This window comes from Lancefieldella sp., from assembly GCF_057237245.1.
In genome coordinates this window covers 51984-67437 of sequence record NZ_DBHHJM010000007.1, presented here as the reverse complement: position 1 = coordinate 67437, position 15454 = coordinate 51984, and the positions used below count along the sequence as shown (strand labels likewise).

Here is a 15454-nt window from a genome sequence, read left to right as displayed (position 1 = left end):
CAACATATAAGTATCTACCCTGAAGCGCGTATTCTTTGCGTCATTTTCTAGAAAGTGCGCGCCTCACTAAAAATGCGTGCTAGGCTGTTGAGTGCAACACAGTTCTATGAAAGGTTTTACGCATGTCTGATTTGAATGAGTCACTTGCTCTTTCTGAGGAGCTCCTTGCTTTTATTAAGCAGAGCCCTTCTATGTTTCATACCACACAAACCATCAAAGAGTACCTGTTAGAGAATGGTTTTACCTATCTCTCCGAGGGTTCTTCTTGGGATGTTCAGCCAGGAGGCTCTTACTTTACCACGCGCAACAATTCTTCAATTGTTGCCTGGAAAGTTGGCGAGAAGTACCGTGAGCCTCAAACCTCAAGCGTTGATGCTCCTTATCACTTCCAGCTTGCTGTTGCCCATGGCGATTCTCCAACCTACAAGGTAAAAGCTCAGCCAGAGCTTACCGGTGAGGGCAACTCGCTTCGTCTGAACACTGAGGCATACGGCGGCATGCTTGATCACACGTGGTTTGATCGTCCTTTGGGTATTGCCGGCCGTGTGCTGGTCAAGGTAGGAAACAAGGTAGAATCCAGGCTGGTCAACATTGAAGATGATGTTGTTATGATTCCAAGCTTGGCTATTCATCTTGAGCACAAAAATGGTCTCTCGCCAGAGTTCAACCGCGCTAAAGATCTGATGCCACTCTTAAGCGCTGGAGAGCTTAATCCTGGCGCCTTTAACGCCCTGGTGGCTGACGCAGCAGGCGTGTCTCAAGAAGACATTCTTTCTCGTGATTTGTTCTTAGTTGATCACACGGGTGGCCGTATTTGGGGTGCTAAGAAGGAGTTTGTTTCCGCTGGTCACCTTGATGATTTGCAGTGCGCCTTTGTGGCACTTAAGGCTTTCCTTGCTTCCTCAAATGAGCAGGACATCTCTGTGTACACCTGCTTTGACAACGAGGAAGTTGGCTCAAACACCAAGCAGGGCGCTAAGTCTACGTTCCTTAAAGATACGCTGCAGCGCGTAAATGCCACGCTTGGTTTTACGCAGGAAGATTACTACCGCGCGCTCTCGGCATCTTTGCTGGTGAGCTGTGACAATGCTCATGCGGTGCACCCCAACTATCCAGAGAAGCACGATGCGGCCAACAAGCCTTACCTCAATGGCGGCATGGTTATCAAGGAAGCAGCACGTCAGTCGTACTGCACAGATGCGTTCAGTCGTGCCATTGTCGAGGCTATCTGGAAGCAGCAAAACGTTCCTTACCAGGTCTTTGCTAACAGAAGCGACATGCCAGGAGGATCTACTCTGGGCAATCTCTCCAACATTCAGGCCAGTATGCATGCTGTTGATGTGGGTCTTCCACAGCTTGCTATGCACTCTGTTTACGAGACCGCAGGCACCAAGGACACACTTCTGGGCTACCAGGCTCTTAAGGCGTTCTATGACACCTGCGTCTGCATCACCGATGCCGATTCGTTTGAGTTGAGGTAGTACCTGGCGAGAAACCCCGTGCACTAGCTATACTTAGACATATCGCATACAACACATCACCTAAAGGAGCTCCATGTCAGAAAAACTGCTTACTGCTCATGATATGGAGCTCCTAACTTGTGCAGGTATTTACGTTGAACCTCAGGCACTGAATGGTCCTGCACTGGTATTTCCTATCTCAGATGGTGAAGGCGGAGAAATACGTGTGCTGTGGCAGGGTGGCGCTTATGAGAGTGCAACATACACAGATTCTAGAAAGAATCAGCTGGTATTTCCTTATCTTGAGCTGTATGACTTACTGTTTGAAGCTGCTTGCCCCGTGCACTCAGTTTTGATGTTGGGCGCTGGCGGCTGCTCGTATCCTCGGTATTTAGTAGCTCATCATCCAGAGATTTCTTGTGATGCGCTGGAACTTGATCCCAAAATTGCATCTCTAGCTTGCAATTACTTCTTTGTGGATGAGGTTATTAGAGAAAGCAATGGTAGGCTTCAAGTGCAGGTAGCTGATGGCGTTGAGTATATAAAGAGCCTATCTACCTCTCATAACAAGCGTTATGACGCTATCTTAAACGACTGTTTTAGCGGAGAAGTTCCACCTGCAGCTATGATGACCAGTGAGTGGATGCGTCAAGTTGCCCACTGTCTTACTCCTGGCGGAAGATATCTCACCAATGTAGTTTCTGCACAGGTGGGAGAGGATGCACATCAGCTTGATGAGCTCATGGATGCTGCTCGCACTGCGTTTGAGCAGGTAGAAGTTGTACCTTTGGATCCAGAAGCAGACCCAACAGAGCCAGATAATCTTATGCTCGTTTTCCAGCGTGCTTAAGCGCTGTGAGCGCAAGCTTTTGGATATTTATTAGTCAAAAGTTTTTAGTGACGTTAATGAATTAGCATTGATAAAAAAATGAAGTGTAAAATAGAAGTTGCTGATTTTAGTTTTTGAATGATTCTCGTTTGGACACACCGTAAATTGAATTCTTTAGTCTAGTTCAGTGCACTTGATTGGAGATATGAATATATGAAAGAATCGTTTTTATCAATAAAAGAAATCTTTCATATTGGTAATGGAAAAATCAATGCACTAGTTTTTCTCGCCGTTTTAGCGGTTCTATCATCATTTCTTGAGATTTATTCGATTCAATATATGCAGTCACTTTCAGAAGTTTTTAGCACGTCGGTTACAAATAATCTTTTTCAAATTGGTTTTATCTGCGCTAAGTTTTTGATGTTAATTGTGTTTTCAACAATAGTTAGAAATTACTTTTGCTTTAGAGTCTCTATTTTTTCAAATGACATCATTAAAAATGTAAGAGAAAAAGCGTATTCAAAACTTATTGATATGGAATATGAATTAGCGATAATTCATGACAATGCGTTTTATATTAATTTGATAGACAATAACGTAAGTAGATTAAGCTTAATCTTTTCAACAAGTTTTTTTACTTTGTGTTCAGATATATTCGATACAGTGTGGATTTGCTTTTTTATGACACAAATAAATATCACTTCATTATTTATTTTAGTAATTGGCATACTGCCATTAGTTTTAATTGGCAACATATCGGCATCTGAGCAAAAAAAGTTTGCAGAAAATACAATCAAATTCAATGAGGATTTGATTGAAAAGATTAATGAAACTAATGATAACTTTTCGTATATTAAAATATTTAAAGGTAAGGAGAGGGAAGCCGATCGTTTTAACCGTATAAATACTGATATTTTAGAGAACGATAATTTATCGAGTGCGGCACTTAGTATCTTCTTTGTTATAGAGAAAAGCGTTCGATATTTATTTGTTGCGATTTCATTATTCTTTTTATGTAAAGACGTGTTAATGCAGAATGGAAATTGGATGATTCTCATCCCATTCTTGCTCTACGTACAAAGATTTTATAATCCATTTTCAAATTTGAATAAATATTCTCAGTTAATTCAAAAATCCGTTTCAAGTGCAGATAAGCTTATAGACTTTATAATCTCAAAACCAATTGAAGAGATCCCAGCTATCCATTTTATTTCTGATTCATCTGAATCAGAAGTAGTTTTGACTGGCATATCAAAAAATTATGAATCTGAATCAATTCTTGAAGATGTCACTTTTAGATTTAAAGAAGGAGTCAACTTAATCGACGGAAAAAGTGGCGTAGGTAAATCCACCTTGCTCAAAATTCTTTTAGGCTTAATTAAATCTTCGAGTGGGGAAGTGACTATTTATTCTCGAGAAGATGTCCTGAATTTGTACGCATATTCAGGACAGTCGAATAAGCTGTTTAATTTGTCCGTGATAGAAAATTTAATATATCCTAAAACCGTAGATTATCTCTCATCATCGGAAAGAATGAAATTAGAGAATCTACTAAATGAATTTGGATTCAGAACAAACATATTGAATAAAGATATTGTCAAAGAAGGGGAGAATCTTTCTGGAGGTGAAAGAAAGAGACTGTCTATTCTTAGAGCACTAATTTGTCCGTCAAAAGTTGTAGTGCTTGACGAACCATTTGCTAACTTAGATCCGAACAATATTGAGATTATTGCTCAGAAAATACAGGATCTTTCCAAGAATAGAATTGTTATTATTGTTTCTCACGAAACGTCTTTTCCTTCTTCTTTAAAATTTGATACACACTTGACTATTAGTGGTACCTAAAGGTTTCTTTGGTTTAATTCATTCTCAAAATCCAGAAGCAGACCCAAGAGAGCCAGATAACCTTATGCTCGTTTGTCAGCGTACTTAAGTGCGGTGAGCGCAAGCGCCAGGCAGCCACTCATCAGTACAATACCAATGCCAAAGAGTACCAAGAAACCATGGGCTGAACCATCTACAATCAGGCTCCAAATAATGAGAGCACAAGCAGAGACAAAGCTGCTAACGCCAGCGATTCTTGAGTAGATAAGAGTGGAATCTTTTTTACCAAAGACCGCACGTACCAAAAGTGGCGAGCCGACCGTTGTAAGGGCATAGGCAATTCCAAAAAGGAAGGTTCCTGCCAGCAAGAGTGGCAACACTGGAAGTTTAACTCCCAGCAAAAGTAAGCCAACAATACCCGAGAAAATTCCTACAAAGCAAGCAAGCTTCACGGAGATATCGCTTAAAGCACCTAGAAGCACTTTTCCAATTGCTTGACCCAGCATAGTTGTTCCAGCAAGAAGGCCTGTGGCAGCGGCAATGGCAGGAGCAGTTTCTGCAAAGGTTGCTGCATAGCTTGGGAAGTACTGAGAGATTTGCTGGTTAAAGGTAATGAGCGCGTAAAACGCAGCAACCATATAAAACTCTGGATATTTTATTGCGTTATCAGCGGAGATATCGGTAGAAGAAGTCTCTGCAACCTCAACGTTTTTCTTGTTAGTAGAGGAGAAGGTAAGAGGGGTAAGGCCAAGGTCTTGGGGTTTCTCGCGCACCACAAAAAGGGTGAAGGGGAGTGTTCCTACAAGCATAACCAGGGCAAAAATCAGATAGCAAGCGCGCCAACCTTCAGGACCAGACGAGATAATGGCAGATCCGATGGGGTTAAAGACAGTACCACCAATGCCGGTGAATGCAAAGCAGAGGCCCATAAAAGTACCAACGCGCTGGTCAAACCAATCGTTAATGAGGGCGGGGACGCACAAAAACATGAGTGCAGGTACGCCAATACCAAGTCCCACTGCGCAGAGATAAAAATGCCACATTTCTTGAGCTGCTGACATAGCTCCATATGAGATTGCGCAAATGATAACGCTTGCAGAAAGCACTAGGCGCGTGTCGTGTGTTTTATAGAACTTGCCCATGAATGGCAGAACTACCGTCATGGCAATACAGAGTACCGAGAAGACCGCAGAGAAGGCAACGCGGGGAACGCCAAAATATTGTGAAACTGGTGTGATAAAGATGCCAAAGCACGTAAGGATAATGGCGCATGGCAAAAACATGATGACAATACAAGTTGCAACGATGGCGTATGCATATTTAGTGCCGAGTAAACGATGTAGCACTGAGGCTCCTCTCTTTTGGCCAGAAATAGTGTAGGCGATGTGCCTTAAAAAGGACACATCGCCTACCAAGTCGTACAAAATTTTTGAAAGGTAAAAACCTTCATGCATGCGTTTTGCTTACGCTTTTCATGCGTTATTTTACGTGCATAAAATCTTAGCTGTCGGAGCCCCTGCGGTTCTCGCCCTCAAGAGCACGGATTGGTCCGATGTCCTGCGTGGTCTCAAGAGCACCCAGGTAGTTACCCTCTTCATCGCGAACAGCAAAGTAACGGACGTAGAGGAACTTATCTCTTACCTCAAACCAGAACTCGGAGGAGTCGCTACGACCGCTCCTGAACTCGGTGAGGATGCGACGAACAGCTTCCTGGCTCTTTGGTGGATGGCAGTCATATACGTCGCGGCCAAGGCAGCTCTTAGGACGAGGAAAAGCACGGGTGTCGCCGTGGCTGAAGTAGCGAGTCTTGTCGTCTGCATCAACAAAGGTAATGTCGAGCGGAATGGTTGCAAAGACAGCCTCAAGCTGCGGAATGGTGAACTCGCCGGTAGAGAGCTTAACCTTGCCGTCAGCAGAAATTGCTTCCTCTTCTGCCTCAGCGCCCTTCTCGTCCATAGCGGCAGCAGCTTCCATCTCTTTGAGCTTGTCGTTTGCAAGCTCAAGAGGATCTGCGTGCCATGAAGGAGGGTTGACGCCAAATGCGTGGCCAAACTCGTTCTCTTCAGCAGCAATCTGAGTCCACTGGGTGGCGGTTAGGTGCTCAAGGGAAAGTGGAATGAGGACGTTTTCTTCCTTGGATGCCATGGACTCAGCACCCTCAATAGCCTCATCTAGATAGTCAGCAACGGCTGCCATAAGGCCTGCATCATACTGGCCGTATGCAGTCTCGAGCAGAGCCTCTGCACCGTTAACGGCATTTCTTACCTCGTCGTCCTTACCCCACATAACCTTTGAAGGACCGGTGATATCGTGGCGCTCAAGGTGAGGGAAGAGCAGCTCTTCCTTGCGCTTGTAGTGAACAAAGACCTCGTCAAAGGCGTCCATATCAGCCTTTAGAATTGCTGCAACACCAGCGCACTCTTCGTTGCTGGAAGACTCAGTAAGCGTACGAGCACGCTTCACATCTGGAGCAACGCGGTCGTGGATAAAGGCAAGAATGCGGTCGTTCTCTTGGCGCATGGTCCAAACAGGATGGCCAGGGGTCTCTTCAACAGCACCTGTTGGTGCGCAAGAGACCTTGCCTTCAAAGAGAGCGGCATGAACGTCACAGAGCTTGAGGACCTTCTCCATAGGAACGCCGCCAGCAATGAGCTCCTGTTCAGCGTTAGAAATCTCTGTGCCAGAAACATCCTTGAAGTTACGGGTAAAGTCCTCGCGAACAGCCTCGATGTCCTCGCCGTCATTGAGGCGCTCAAGGTACTGGGCGATAAGAGCTTTGCGCTCCTCAGGAGTCTGCGCGATAGGTGCATTCTCTGCCTCTGCGGGTTTCTCGTCAGCTGGGGTTTCTGCTGCTGCAGGCTCCTCATCACCAAGAATGGTAAAGCCGTGAGAGCGGAAGATTGCTTTGAGCTCCTCAAGGTCTACGCCTTTGTGGTCGCAACCTTTAGGGATGGTCATAAAGCGTCCCATGGTCTGCAGACGGCCTGGCTCGGTAATCTCGGCAAAGCCGTTTTCTGCCATGAGGCCTTTAATAACGGGATACTTAGTGCAAATCTCATAAACGGATTTGCTTAAATCAAGAACCTGTGCCATACGGGCTCCTCTCGGATAAGTTTAGAAAGTCTACTATGGCTTACTTTATACCCAAAGTGTGACAGGACTTCCATATGGCTTTTGTTGTGGTTACAACAAAACAGAAATTATTCTTTAGTTTTAAAAGAGATCAGAATGAGAACCGGTTCTAAAAGATTTCAAGCATCTAGGACCTCCGACATTGCGTCGGAGAATGAGGCATAGTGCTTGTAATTTTCTGGATGCTCTTTCATGTTGGTGTATTCATTAAGAGCCTCTATAGTTTGAGCATTAGGAATTTCTCGCTTGATTTCAAAAGGGATTCCCTGCTCACGAACAGTCTGACGAAGAAAAATGGTAATAGCAGTAGTAAGATCCATACCTAAATCTCTGAGAAGCTCCTGAGCATTCTTTTTAAGGGTTGGATCCAAATTTATATTTGTGCTTACTTTTGCCATGATTACCCGCCTTTCTTGTAGTTTTGTTATACAAGATAAAGACTGTGAAGTCAATAATTATGTGCGTATTATAGGTACAACACGCACATAATATGAATATATCGAAGGGAAGATAACCCTATTCTGTGCTCTTTAGGGTAAATGACAGCAGAACCGGATTGTGATCAGAATAGGCAAATTGCGTGTCAATGTTTCTGGCGGTTGCAACAACGTTATCCGAGACAATCCAGCCATCAACTGTGGTGGTGTATGTCTTGTCCTTCTCGTATGGAATGTCATCTCCGCGGCAGGTAGGAACGTCGGTAAGGTTGTCTGGAGCTACAACGCTAAAACCTTCTGGCAAATCAGAATCTTTGAGTTCTGCTACCCAATCTGGTATCTGCTGAACAGAAGGATAGAGTGTAAGCGAGCCCAAAATGGCATGGTTCCAGTCGCCACCCGCAATAACGTAATTGCCCTTAGCGCGCTCCTCAGACATTATTTTGGTCAGAAGTGCAAGCTGCTGCGCGCGACTGGTGCCACCTTTGTCATAAGCAGACATGTGGCTGTTAATAAGTACCAGCTCATGACCATCGCTGGTAGGGTAGCGTGTAATCATAAAGCAACGGTCTAGGTCAAAGAATTTTGTTGGGAACGACTCGTCAATGGGGTAGGTACGACGAGTCGCGCTTGAAGCAAGTACGTTTGAAAGCGTCAGAATTCCAGAGTTAGAGGTTCCGTGGAACTCTGTGAGTGGATAGGCGAGAAATGCGGTGTGGAAGTTCTGAGCAAAATATGATGCGTAGGATCCAAAGCGGCTCTCTGCTTCAGAAACTTGATTCACATGCCAACTTCTGTCAGATGAAGTATCAATCTCTTGGAAAAGAATAAAGTCAGGAGCTGTACCACCATTCAGAGAAGAAACGGTGTTCAGGGCACCGTTTGTGGTGTAAAGCACGGAGTTTCTGCTGACAGCACGGCCGTGAGTTCCTACGGTGCGCGTGCCATCCTGCATGATGCCTTCATCCATAAAGAAGGTGTAATCAGGGGTGTAAGCACCAAAGCCAATGTTGTAGGTTGAAGCTGTGTAGGTTTGGCCTACCTGTACGGTTGTAGTTTCAGGAGAGGCACCTTGATTGGATACGGGAGTATTGTCAGGAATGCGATAGTAATTAAGCTGCAGGTAGAGGGCATATCCACCAAGAACCAGTAAAGCTAGAACAAAAAGCCCGCCTACAAATTTGAAAAGTGGTGCAAGAACCCTTTTTAGAAGGCCAATAATAAACTTAAGGCCAAGAGATAAAACTCTTTTCATGCGAACCTCGTATCAATCAAGTGTCGTATGATTTAAATAATAACTATTATGGATTGAAATTACTTTGAGGAGTTTGTATGTCGCTATCAAGAAATACAACACTAGAGCTTTTCAAACCCTCTGGTATCAGGCGTTTCTCGGCACTTGCTGCTGCAACACCAGGATGTATTTCTTTAACTATTGGAGAGCCGGGAGAAGACACTCCAGCTCCTATTTGCAACTTAGTAGACAGAGAACTTGCAGCTGGAAACACGCATTATCCACCCAACGTTGGTACTCTTGAACTTAGGGAGGCCATTGCTGCCTGGGAGTCTGCTCGTGGTATGAAGGTAGGCCCAGACGGCATTGTAGTTACCGTGGGAGCTGCGGAAGCCATTTCTGCAACTATGCTGACCCTCATGAATCCAGGAGATGAAGTTATCATTCCTGAACCAGCGTATTTGGTATACAGAACACTCTGTCAGCTTAATCGCGGTGTGGTTGTGCCGCTTGATACCAGCACCAATCATTTCCAGATTGATCCAGAGCAGCTCAAGTCAAAAATTTCAGACAAGACAAAGCTTATTGTTTTGACTTCTCCTAACAATCCTACTGGATGTGTTTATACAAAAGAGTCACTTGATGCGGTAGCTAATCTTGCCCGTGAACACGGCTTTTATGTGATGTGTGATGACGTTTATAGAGAGCTTGCCTATGTTGAGGACGTTCCACGTTTTGTTGAGCTCTATCCAGACTTAGCTGATCGCTGCATTGTGACAAATAGTTTCTCAAAGCCATGGGCAATGACGGGTTGGAGACTTGGCTGGGTTGCTACCTCTGATGAGCTTGCGACAGATATTGGAAAGGTTCACGCCCAGCTAGTGTCTTCTGTTCCTTCATTTTTGCAGCCAGCTGCTCTCTATGCACTTTCTTACGATGTCACGCCTATGCGCACAAACTATCAAAAGCGCAGGCAGATTGTGCTTTCTGCACTTGAAGACATGAAACTTCCTGTTGAAGAGCCAGAAGGAGCCTTCTACGCATTCCCATCAATCAAGGAATTTGCCCTTGATTCTGAGGCGTTTTGTGAGCGAGCAATCAAGGAGTTTGGTATTGCACTGGTGCCTGGCGTTTTCTTCGGCGCTGAGGGCTATGTGCGTATTAGTTACGCTGCCTCAGACAAGAATCTGACAGAAGGTCTTTCTCGCCTTAAGACTTTTGTTAATACTTTGCGAGAAGAACAAAACTAGCCCAAATACAGAGCTTTCTGTGGTAGGGTTTTACTGTCAATAGAGGAGCGAGCACGATGGGTTCTGGGTTAGCCGGCAGGCAGTGACCCCAGAAGGAGGCGAGGTTCGCCGAACTTGGCAATCAGGCGTGGTTGTCAGGTGGGCTTGTATGAAATACATGCAAGACTGTCCGAGATTTCGGGGGTGCTACTTTGACGGTGTATTGCGCCCCCAATTTGAGGGGGAGCTTTGAGTAAGAAACCGTTTGTTTCTGTAGATGCCCTAGAGGCAATCACTACGACGTATCCAACGCCATTTCATCTGTATAACAAGGCAGAGATTGTTCGTCGAGCAAAGCTTTTACAAGAGGCTTTTAGCTGGAACGCTGGTTTTAAAGAGTACTTTGCGGTTAAGGCTACGCCAAATCCTTACATTGTGAGATTGCTGGCAGAGCTTGGCTGTGGCTGTGACTGTGCAAATGCCACAGAGCTCACCCTTGCAAAAGCCTGTGGAGTTACCGGCCAAAACATTATGCTCTCGTCAAATGACACTACGGTGCTTGACTTTGCTCGCGCTCATGAGCTGGGAGCCATTATTAACTTAGACGCTGGCGGCGACATGCTTACAACGCTTGAAGAAGCAGTGGGAAGCAACATGCCTCAGGTCATGTGCGCACGCCTTAATCCTGGTGGCGTGTTTGAGTCGCAAAACGGCATTATTGGAAATCCCGATGATGCTAAGTTTGGCATGACAGAAGAGCAGCTTTTCCAGACGTTTGCGTATCTTAAGACCAAAGGCGTGACTGAGTTTGGCCTTCATGCATTCTTGGCTAGTAACGCTCAAGAGGAAGATTACTATCCAAACCTCGCGCGCGTCCTCTTTAAGCTGGCTGTTAAGTTGCACAAAGAACTTGATATTCATATTGGATTTATTGATCTTTCTGGTGGCATTGGTGTGGCGTATGAGTCAGACCAGGTTGAGCCTGACGTCTTGGCCATTGGTCAGGGTGTAAAGCGGGCCTTTGAAGAGGTTCTAGTTCCCGAAGGTATGGGAGACGTTGCTATTTACACTGAGCTTGGACGTTGGCTTTTAGGTCCCGCTGGTGCGCTTGTTACCCGCGTTTTGCACCAAAAAGAGACGTACCGCCACTACCTAGGCGTAGACGCGTGTGCGGCAAACCTTATGCGTCCTGCAATCTACGATGCCTATCACCACATTACCGTTATGGGCAAAGAGGATGTCCCTGCAACACATACGTACAACGTTGTGGGCGGACTTTGCGAGAATAACGACCAGTTTGCTAAGAATCGCCAGCTTCCAGAGGTGACTGTGGGTGACCTCTTGTTCATCCATGATACAGGCGCTCATGGTTTCTCGATGGGCTATAACTACAACGGCCGTCTGCGCTCCGCTGAGCTGCTGCTTCTAGAAGACGGATCCGTGCAGCTTATTCGCCGCGCTGAGACAGAAGCCGATTACTTTGCAACGCTTGCATTTGACGGCTCAGACTTTTCAGATCTTGCACAACAAACAACTACAAACACCACACGTTAGAGGGCGAGAAAAACTATGGACATGAAGAATTTGACTGGTGCAATCACCGCTTTAGTAACCCCATTTGATGCTCAGGGAAATGTTGACTTCGAGGCACTTGAGCGCTTTGTAGACTTCCAGATTGAGCAGGGAATTGACGGTATTCTCGCTCTTGGTACTACCGGCGAGTCCTCAACCATGACAGATGAGGAGGACATCGAGGTAGTTAAGGCAATCCTTGCCAGAGCTCAGGGCAAAGTTCCTGTTATTGGCGGTGCTGGCTCCAACTCTTCTGCTGAGTCTTTACGCAAAGCAGAGGCTCTAGAGAAGGCAGGTGTTGATGGTCTGCTTCTGATTACTCCTTACTACAACAAGAGTAACGAAGAGGGCATCTACCAGCACTTCTCGTATGTACTAGACCGCGTTGATGTTCCTTGTATTTTGTATAACATTCCTGGTAGAACGGGCTGCTCAATTTCTGAGCGCAATGTTCAGAGGCTTGCGGCACATCCAAATGCATGGGGCATTAAAGAGGCTTCTGGAGATATTGCATACGCAACAAAGGTTGCTCGTTATTTGAGCGATGACTTTACTATGTGGTCTGGAAATGACGACATGATTGTGCCGCTACTTTCTCTTGGCGCTTCTGGTGTTATTTCTGTTTGGTCTAACCTTGATCCAAAGATGGTTCATGACCTGGTAGTTGCATGGCACCGCGGAGAGGTCTCTCTTGCTCGCGAGCTCCAGCTTCAGTATCTTGACCTGGTGCACGCCCTCTTCTGCGAGGTTAATCCAATTCCTGTTAAGGCCGCTCTGGCTCGTATGGGATTTATGGAAGAAAATTATCGTCTACCTTTGTGGAAGATGACTGATGAGCACGCCGAGGTGCTTGAAAACGCTATGAGAAAGGCTGGTCTTCTTGATGCCTAGTGCAGTAGTAATTGGTACCGGCAAGATGGGAAAGCTCATTGAGCAAACCCTGATTGCTCACGGTTTTGAGGTACTTGGTGCGTTTGGTCACGAGAATATCAATCAGCTAAGCTCCGTTGCGCAGACGCCTGATGTGGTTGTGGATTTCTCTGGCGTTGCTGCTTTTGAGGCTGTTGTCGGCTTTGTGCGTGAGCGCGGGTGTGCGCTGGTTTCTGGTACCACGGGTTTCTCGCCAGAGCAGCTTTCAGAGCTGAAGCAGCTGGGGGAGAGCGTGCCGGTGATTCATGCGGCAAACTATTCGGTGGGCGTTGCTGTGTTGAGGCGCGCGGTAGCTATGGCTGCTGAGGCGCTTGACGGCTGGGATACCGAGATTGTGGAGACGCACCACAACCAGAAGGTTGACGCTCCGTCCGGTACAGCAAAGCTGCTGCTCGCTGCTATTGATCCAGAGGGAATACGTCCGGTAGTTTCTGGTCGCGAGGGTTTCTGTGGAGCTCGCACCAAAGACGAGATTGGCGTGTTTGCCCTGAGAGGCGGCACGGTGGCCGGCACTCATGAGGTGCATTTCTTTGGACAGGATGAGGAAGTTTGCCTGATTCATCGCGCAACGTCTCGTCAGATTTTTGTGAACGGTGCCGTTGCATGCGCTGAGAAATTACTTACAAAGGCTCCAGGTTTTTATACCTTTGAAGAGTTGATTTTTGGATAACCGCATGTGCTGGCCTCTATAGGTCAGCACCTGTTTGATTAGGAAAGGACGCGCATGGACGCCCAGGAAATTATTAACTACATTGCTACTTCAGAGAAGAAGACCCCTATTAAGCTCTTCGTCAAAGAGCGTGAGGGTGCTTCTGTGTCTTACGGCTCTTCTCGCGTGTATGGTGAGAGTACCTCAAAGGTAGTCTTTGGCGATTGGTCCGAGCTCAAGAGTGTTGTTGAGCAGAATGCGGATGCCTTTGAGTATTTTGATATCGAGAATGACCGTCGAAACTCCGGTGTTCCTCTACTGAACATGAAGGACGTAAACGCACGTATTGAGCCAGGTGCACTGATTCGTGAGCGCGTTGAGATTGGCAACAATGCCGTCATTATGATGGGCGCTGTTATTAATATTGGTGCTGTTATTGGTGAGGGCACCATGATTGACATGGGCGCTGTTCTGGGTGGACGTGCAACCGTTGGTAAGAACTGCCACATTGGTGCCGGCACTGTTCTTGCTGGTGTTGTTGAGCCTGCATCTGCTACGCCAGTTATTGTTGAGGATAACGTCCTTATTGGCGCAAATTCCGTGGTTATCGAGGGTATTCGTGTTGGAGAGGGCGCTGTTGTCGCAGCAGGTGCTGTAGTAGTTGAGGACGTTCCATCAAACGCCGTGGTAGCGGGATGTCCTGCACGTGTGATAAAAATGAAGGACCAGAAAACAGAGGGCAAGACAGCTTTGGTTGATGCTCTCCGCACGTTGTAATCGAGGTTACATGCCAGACGGCTCCAAAAAAGCACAGGGTTTTACCACCAACATTTCCTGCGTACACACAGAAAATTGGGCAGAGAAAAAAGAAGATTCTTGGTTTACCTACGAACTTCTCGCCGAAGATCCTAAGACGCATGCACGCGCCGGCATCTTCCATACGCCTCATGGTGATATTCCAACGCCTATTTTTATGCCGGTTGGTACTAAGGCAACCGTTAAAGGTTTGATGACCGATACCGTCCGTGACCTTGGCGCCAAAATTATTCTGGCAAATACGTACCATCTGTCTCAGCGCCCAGGAGATGAGCTGGTTGCACAGATGGGTGGCTTGCATGACTTTATGCAGTGGCATGGACCAATTCTGACGGATTCAGGCGGATTCCAGGTCTTTAGTCACGAGGAGTTCATGAAGCTCTCTGACGAGGGCGTTAAATTTCGTGCAGTAGATTACGACGGCGCATGGTCGTACTGGACGCCAGAAACTAATATGCAGATTGCGCAGAACCTTGGTGCAGATATTGTTATGCAGCTTGATCAGTGCGTAGGCTATCCTGCCGAGCGCAGAAAAGTTGAGCGCGGAGTTGAGCTTTCAAGCGCATGGGCCGAAAGGTGCTTTAAGGCTCATACCCGTCCTGATCAGGCGCTCTTTGGCATTGTTCAAGGCGGCATGCACCTTGATTTGCGCAGGCGCTCCATTGAGCACCTTGAGTCCATTGGTGATTTCCCCGGTTATGGCATTGGTGGCTATTCTGTTGGAGAGCCTCACGAGGTCATGTTTGAGACGTTGGCGCCACTTTGCGCCGATTACATGCCTCGCAATAAGCCTCGTTATCTGATGGGTGTTGGCAATCCATCCACGCTTATCCGCGGTGTTGCTTGTGGCATTGATATGTTTGACTGCGTGCTTCCAACGCGCACCGCTCGTATGGGCACCGCGTTTTCTCACGAGGGCCGCATGAACCTTAAGAACGCAAAGTACTTTGCAGATGCAGGCCCTATTGATGCTCAGTGCACCTGTCCTGTCTGTACGGGTGGATATTCTCGCGCGTACATCAACCACCTGGTTAAACAGCACGAGATGCTGGGCGGTCAGCTGCTTTCTATGCACAATATTTACTTCTTGCTTGAGCTGATGCGTCAGGCACGAGAAGCAATTCTTGCAGGTACCTACAGTGATTTTGTTGAGGAGTGGGAAAACTCTGACGGCGTGGTTGATTTTTAAGTTCGCCTGGCGAGAAACCCGTCTTCTTGATAGCGCTGTGCAAGAAATCTTGATAGCTCCGCGCAAGCAACTTTGATTTAAATTTTTTATGACTAGCTCACTAATTTGTGGGCTAGTCATTTTTTGTCCGGTGACACGGGTAGAATAAAAGAG

13 protein-coding genes and 1 riboswitch are annotated in these 15454 nt (G+C 46.5%); of the genes, 9 read left to right on the top strand and 4 right to left on the bottom strand.

The window, feature by feature from the left end:
* Positions 1–122: 122 nt before the first annotated feature.
* The 3 genes from ACO5GU_RS06120 (at position 123) to ACO5GU_RS06110 (ending at position 4134) form a co-directional block, all read left to right on the top strand.
* Positions 123–1481 carry a M18 family aminopeptidase gene (locus ACO5GU_RS06120; protein ID WP_484930435.1) on the top strand — a complete coding sequence of 453 codons (1359 nt, stop codon included), beginning with the start codon at positions 123–125 and terminating at the stop codon, positions 1479–1481.
* Positions 1482–1554: 73 nt separating this feature from the next.
* Positions 1555–2310, top strand: a complete 756-nt coding sequence (locus ACO5GU_RS06115; protein WP_484930434.1) for a spermidine synthase — start codon at positions 1555–1557, stop codon at positions 2308–2310.
* Between the two features lie 192 nt (positions 2311–2502).
* Positions 2503–4134: an ATP-binding cassette domain-containing protein gene (locus ACO5GU_RS06110; protein WP_484930433.1), complete on the top strand. Its 1632-nt coding sequence runs from the start codon at positions 2503–2505 to the stop codon at positions 4132–4134.
* 62 nt (positions 4135–4196) lie between these two features.
* Here the strand turns inward: ACO5GU_RS06110 and ACO5GU_RS06105 are convergent, their stop codons facing one another.
* From ACO5GU_RS06105 to ACO5GU_RS06090, 4 genes are all read right to left on the bottom strand, one after another.
* A complete protein-coding gene (locus ACO5GU_RS06105; protein WP_484930432.1) occupies positions 4197–5459 on the bottom strand; it encodes an MFS transporter in 1263 nt (420 codons plus the stop codon).
* 154 nt (positions 5460–5613) lie between these two features.
* Entirely contained in the window at positions 5614–7206 is a 1593-nt protein-coding gene (locus ACO5GU_RS06100; RefSeq protein WP_484824588.1) for a DUF438 domain-containing protein, read from the bottom strand.
* 158 nt (positions 7207–7364) lie between these two features.
* Complete coding sequence (locus tag ACO5GU_RS06095) at positions 7365–7643, bottom strand: type II toxin-antitoxin system RelB/DinJ family antitoxin (RefSeq protein ID WP_035431761.1); 279 nt, start codon at positions 7641–7643, stop codon at positions 7365–7367.
* Positions 7644–7761: 118 nt separating this feature from the next.
* Positions 7762–8937 carry an endonuclease/exonuclease/phosphatase family protein gene (locus ACO5GU_RS06090; protein ID WP_484930431.1) on the bottom strand — a complete coding sequence of 392 codons (1176 nt, stop codon included), beginning with the start codon at positions 8935–8937 and terminating at the stop codon, positions 7762–7764.
* Between the two features lie 77 nt (positions 8938–9014).
* Here ACO5GU_RS06090 and ACO5GU_RS06085 point away from each other — a divergent pair, with 77 nt between their 5' ends.
* The 6 genes from ACO5GU_RS06085 (at position 9015) to tgt (ending at position 15301) form a co-directional block, all read left to right on the top strand.
* The gene (locus tag ACO5GU_RS06085; protein WP_484930430.1) at positions 9015–10166 is read left to right on the top strand and encodes a pyridoxal phosphate-dependent aminotransferase; all 1152 of its coding nucleotides are present in this window, start codon (positions 9015–9017) and stop codon (positions 10164–10166) included.
* 32 nt (positions 10167–10198) lie between these two features.
* Positions 10199–10363: riboswitch (Lysine riboswitch) on the top strand.
* A 31-nt stretch (positions 10364–10394) separates the two neighbouring features.
* Complete coding sequence (locus ACO5GU_RS06080) at positions 10395–11699, top strand: diaminopimelate decarboxylase family protein (RefSeq protein ID WP_484930429.1); 1305 nt, start codon at positions 10395–10397, stop codon at positions 11697–11699.
* 15 nt (positions 11700–11714) lie between these two features.
* The gene (gene dapA / locus ACO5GU_RS06075; protein WP_484930428.1) at positions 11715–12608 is read left to right on the top strand and encodes a 4-hydroxy-tetrahydrodipicolinate synthase; all 894 of its coding nucleotides are present in this window, start codon (positions 11715–11717) and stop codon (positions 12606–12608) included.
* Positions 12601–13317, top strand: a complete 717-nt coding sequence (dapB, locus tag ACO5GU_RS06070; RefSeq protein ID WP_484930427.1) for a 4-hydroxy-tetrahydrodipicolinate reductase — start codon at positions 12601–12603, stop codon at positions 13315–13317. Before dapA ends, dapB begins: the two co-directional genes overlap by 8 nt.
* A gap of 54 nt (positions 13318–13371) precedes the next feature.
* Entirely contained in the window at positions 13372–14073 is a 702-nt protein-coding gene (gene dapD, locus ACO5GU_RS06065; RefSeq protein WP_484930426.1) for a 2,3,4,5-tetrahydropyridine-2,6-dicarboxylate N-acetyltransferase, read from the top strand.
* Between the two features lie 10 nt (positions 14074–14083).
* Complete coding sequence (tgt, locus tag ACO5GU_RS06060; protein WP_484824594.1) at positions 14084–15301, top strand: tRNA guanosine(34) transglycosylase Tgt; 1218 nt, start codon at positions 14084–14086, stop codon at positions 15299–15301.
* Positions 15302–15454: the final 153 nt, after the last annotated feature.